This window comes from Atopobium sp. oral taxon 810 str. F0209 (assembly GCF_000466405.1).
Lineage (GTDB): Bacteria > Actinomycetota > Coriobacteriia > Coriobacteriales > Atopobiaceae > Olegusella.
Genome location: NZ_KE952953.1, coordinates 58,466 through 62,501, shown reverse-complemented (window position 1 = coordinate 62,501; position 4,036 = coordinate 58,466). Strand labels below are relative to the sequence as shown.

Annotated in this window: 5 protein-coding genes and 1 tRNA gene; 4 read left to right on the top strand and 2 right to left on the bottom strand. The window is 52.2% G+C overall.

All coding sequences use genetic code 11. The features are described 5' to 3' along the window. Window positions 1–327: 327 nt before the first annotated feature. Window positions 328–966, top strand: a complete 639-nt coding sequence (gene rdgB / locus HMPREF9069_RS06230; protein ID WP_021626345.1) for an RdgB/HAM1 family non-canonical purine NTP pyrophosphatase — start codon at window positions 328–330, stop codon at window positions 964–966. Between the two features lie 101 nt (window positions 967–1,067). On the opposite strand, the gene HMPREF9069_RS06225 is transcribed toward rdgB, so the two are convergent. Continuing rightward, window positions 1,068–2,168: a M24 family metallopeptidase gene (locus HMPREF9069_RS06225; RefSeq protein WP_021626344.1), complete on the bottom strand. Its 1,101-nt coding sequence runs from the start codon at window positions 2,166–2,168 to the stop codon at window positions 1,068–1,070. 208 nt (window positions 2,169–2,376) lie between these two features. Here HMPREF9069_RS06225 and HMPREF9069_RS06220 point away from each other — a divergent pair, with 208 nt between their 5' ends. The 3 genes from HMPREF9069_RS06220 to HMPREF9069_RS06210 all read left to right on the top strand — a co-directional run bounded on the left by HMPREF9069_RS06220 (window position 2,377) and on the right by HMPREF9069_RS06210 (window position 3,672). Next, complete coding sequence (locus HMPREF9069_RS06220; protein ID WP_035438691.1) at window positions 2,377–2,673, top strand: Veg family protein; 297 nt, start codon at window positions 2,377–2,379, stop codon at window positions 2,671–2,673. Window positions 2,674–2,675: 2 nt separating this feature from the next. Next, window positions 2,676–3,578 (top strand): 4-(cytidine 5'-diphospho)-2-C-methyl-D-erythritol kinase, encoded by a 903-nt coding sequence (locus tag HMPREF9069_RS06215; protein ID WP_021626342.1) that lies wholly within the window; start codon window positions 2,676–2,678, stop codon window positions 3,576–3,578. Between the two features lie 17 nt (window positions 3,579–3,595). After that, window positions 3,596–3,672, top strand: a tRNA-Pro gene (locus HMPREF9069_RS06210). A 177-nt stretch (window positions 3,673–3,849) separates the two neighbouring features. Here the strand turns inward: HMPREF9069_RS06210 and HMPREF9069_RS09595 are convergent. Continuing rightward, window positions 3,850–4,036, bottom strand: a 187-nt coding sequence (locus HMPREF9069_RS09595; protein ID WP_021626341.1) for a hypothetical protein, incomplete at its 5' end; no start/stop codon positions are given.

Below are 4,036 nucleotides of genomic sequence, written 5' to 3'. Positions count from 1 at the left end.
GGAAGCAGAGCGACGCTTTTGAACCGTTTGTGGGAGTCGGGGACGATGCGGCCGTTTGTGAAAGGCTTGCGACGGTATTGAATCGTCTGCGGAGACTAGGGATGCTATCGCACTGTCTGTGGAAGTGAGTGGCGTAGTGCTGTGGAGGCTCAAATATCCGCATTGCCCAATTTGATGTAACGGTATCGTTGCGGTTTATTGCTTAAAAAGAAGACCAGTCGTAGGAGACGCATTATACTTTGGCTTTGTTTGGGTCGCCAGCACAGAATGCTGCTGGTCGTTTGTTGTTTGTGGCATTATGGTGCCGTTAGATTTGGAAGGGCATGTATGGCGCGCATTCGTATTTCTGAGCTGCCTTCGTCAAAAACCGTGGTGGTTGCGACGGGAAACGCGCATAAGTTGACCGAGATAGAGGCAATTCTTTCGCCCATGATGCCAGGAATGCGCTTTGTGGCACTGGGAGACCTAGGAGATTTTCCCGATCCCATTGAGGATGGAGATACATTTTTTGACAACGCAATGATCAAGGCACGCGCCGCATTAGATGAGACGGGTCTTGAGTATGCCGTGGCAGATGATTCGGGTTTGTGTGTGGACGCACTAGGTGGGGCACCTGGCATTCACTCAGCTCGTTGGGCAGGTGTACATGGTGATGATGCGGCAAACAATGCAAAGATGCTGCGTGAGCTGGCAAATGTTTCCGATGAAAACAGGCGAGCTCATTTTCACTCAACCGTTGTTTTGGTAAGAGATGCCGATGATGGTCGCCGTCAGATTTTGTCTGGTGACGGTGATTGCCCTGGTTGGGTGGGTTACGAGGAACGTGGTGACGGCGGTTTTGGCTATGATCCGCTCTTCTTCCCAGATGACACGCCAGGCAAAACTATGGCTGAGCTTACCGCAGACGAGAAAAACGCTATTTCACATCGGCGACGCGCACTGGATCATCTGGCCTCGCAACTATAGACGGTGTAAACGAGACACGCGTAAACGTAAAGAACAAGAAAAACGGGCTTATTGATAATTCTGATAAGCCCGTTAGTTTTTCTTTACGAAAGGATTTTTGGCTAAACCGAGAGAATCTGCACGTCGTGCGGATAGTGATTGATAACTTCGCAACCATCCTCAGTGACAATGACCAAATCCTCTATGCGAACACCAATCTCGCCTGGAATATAAATGCCTGGCTCGATGGAGAAGCATTGACCCATTTGGACTGGCTCATTGTGAGATGCAGAAACGTCTCCCGGTTCGTGATCCTGCAAGCCAATCTGATGGCCCAAACGATGCGTGAAGTAGGGGCCAAAGCCGGCCTCTTCGATGACCTTACGCGCTGTGAGATCAATTTCGGCAAAGGTGACGCCGGGTTTGACAATGGCGGCGGCAGCTTCGTTTGCACGACGAACAGTGTTGTATACCAGTAACTGGCGCTCGCTGGGTTGGGTGGTAAAAAAGACACGTGTCATATCCGAGCAGTACCAATTGCGCTTGCAGCCCACATCAAAAAGCACCATATCACCAATCTGATAAACCGTATCGTCTGGCTCGTGATGAGGATCTGCAGCATTTGCACCGAAGCTCACAATAGGCGTAAACGAGTGGTCTTCAGCTCCGAGACGTCGATATTCGCCAAGCAGACCATCGGCAATTTGGCGCTCGGTAACACCAGAGCGCACTTGTGCTGCCAACCATGACATCGCCTCATCGTTGACACGAGAGGCTTCGCGCATGAGGTTTTGTTCGGAGGTATCCTTAATGGAGCGTGCAGCATCAACCGCTTCAGATGCAAGGCGAAAACCAGTGGCTGCCTGGGTATCAATGAGGGGTAATAGCCAGTGCGCGGTGAGCATTTTGTCTATACCAAGCGGGCAGGTGGAATCACAAGCGGCGGCAACTAAGGGGATGGGGTCGTCGGTATCCGAGAAGGTCACAACGTGATCAAAGCATGAGCGTGCATCAGGGAAGAGCGCGTTGCAAAAAAGCGTATCGGATTGTTGGTTTTGCTTGTCTATACCCAGATAGAGCGCCAAGAAGCGCTCGAAAGGCTCGGTATAGTAACCCGTGAGATACCAGATGGAAAGCGGGTCACAGATGAGTACTTGGGAGAGCTTCATCGCAGCGAGGTTTTGCTTGACTGCGGCGATACGCTCTGCGTGCAGTGTGTCCATAGTTGTCCTTTCGTATAAAGTCTGTCGGGCTGAGTATAGCGCGGCTGTGGTGCTAGTTGTTGCGGACGGCTCATGCAGTGGTATTGGAGAGCGGATAGTCTACGTCCATCTTTTTCGTGAACATGTAAAAGGCGCGGTAGAATACAGGTTCGCATGTAAATAGCCAAAAGTATGCGAAGGCATTCGTCTTCGTTGATGGAGGAACATGGTGGATAACGAGGTCCCTTCCGCAAACAGAGTTGATCAGATCAAGGAAGCTCTTGCTACATTGCAAGGTCAGCGTTTGCGCGTGCGTGCCAATATGGGTCGTTCGCGCATTATTGAGCGCACGGGTACCTTGCTGCACGTGCATCCTTCGCTTTTTGTGATTGAAGTTGAGGAGCGTCGTGGTCGTACCGCTCGTCAGTCATATCAGTATGTTGATGTGCTGACAGGAACAGTCGAGCTGTATGATCCGACTACAGGTGAACGTCTTTTGGAGTACGTGCTTCCTGAGGAAGAGTAGCTATGGGTGACTTGGCGCGCGCGAGTGAGAGTTGCGTGAGGGTGTTTACGCCCGCCAAGGTCAACTTATATTTGGGTGTGCACACCGAACTAGATGAGCGTCGCTATCACCGTGTAGATTCGGTAATGGCGGCGCTTGCGTTGTATGACGAGGTATGTGTGCGCCGGGCGGATACTTTGTCAGTGGTTGTGGAGCCTAGCGTAGGCGTGTCTGCCGAACGAAGCAATGTGGGAAAAGCAGTACTCTTGCTGGCTGAAGCACTGGGTGTAGAGCCGCTGGTAGACGTACATGTTCGGCGAGAAATTCCTATGCGAGCAGGGCTCGGTGGATCATCGTCTGATGCGGGTGGTACACTGCGAGCACTCTGCGCACTTTGGGGTGTTGCGGTAGATGATTCGCGTGTAGTGTCCGTGGCACGTCGCATTGGTGCGGACGTACCGTTTTTCTTGAATCCGCGGCCGTCGTATTTAGCTGGTGCAGGAGACGTGCTGCAAGAGGGCTACGCGGATTTGCCAGCGCAGCCCGTGGTATTGGTAAAGCCCAAAGATGGCGTATCCACGGTTGAGGCTTATGCGGATTTTGATCGCGAGCCGCCAGTGTGTGGTGATCTCGAGGGTATGCGCGTGGCGCTGCGGGCAGGAGATATGGATCAGGTGCTGGCTCTGCTTGCCAACAACTTGGATCCGGTGGCGTGTCGGCTTTTGCCAGAAGATACGTTGGCAAAAGAATGGCTGTTGGCGCAGGAAAGCGTCATAACGGCGCTGGTGACAGGGTCGGGAAGTTGTATTTTTGCGCCTTGCGAGACGCACGAGGCAGCGTCGCAAATTGCCGCTGATGCGGAAAAACGAGGATGGTGGTCCTATGCGACCAGCTTCGCTGCTCCGCGCGAGGTAGAAGTCTGCTAAAATACCTTTTCGCAAATCGGGTTGTGGCTCAGCTTGGTAGAGCGCTCGGTTCGGGACCGAGAGGTCGCTGGTTCAAATCCAGTCAACCCGACCATGAATGTTTCAGGTCAGCGGATTCGCTGCTGGCCTGTTTTGCTCTCGGGGTAATGTGGCAGAAGCCACGTTTCATTTCACGCTGGAGGCCAAAAGCCACGTTCTACTTCACACCAGATGCCAAACGCCACACTCCGTTTCATGCCAGATGCCAAAAGCCACGTTCTACTTCACTTTTTTAGCCAAAAGCCACACATCTCTTCATGCCCAAAAAATCTACCTGCGCAAACGTCAGGTCCTTTGAAACAGAGTGTGGCTTTTGACATTTTTTCTGAAATAGAACGTGGCGTTTGACACGTAGGGCTGCTTCGATTGAAAGAATCCGTGGCGTTTGACAAGCAGAACCGTGCTGCTTGAAGAAGTTT

Bases quoted from the DNA above. Each gene is read 5' to 3' on its own strand.
- rdgB (WP_021626345.1), top strand. From the start codon at position 328: ATGGCGCGCATTCGTATTTCTGAGCTGCCTTCGTCAAAAACCGTGGTG.
- HMPREF9069_RS06215 (WP_021626342.1), top strand. From the start codon at position 2,676: ATGGGTGACTTGGCGCGCGCGAGTGAGAGTTGCGTGAGGGTGTTTACG.
- HMPREF9069_RS06225 (WP_021626344.1), bottom strand. From the start codon at position 2,168: ATGGACACACTGCACGCAGAGCGTATCGCCGCAGTCAAGCAAAACCTC.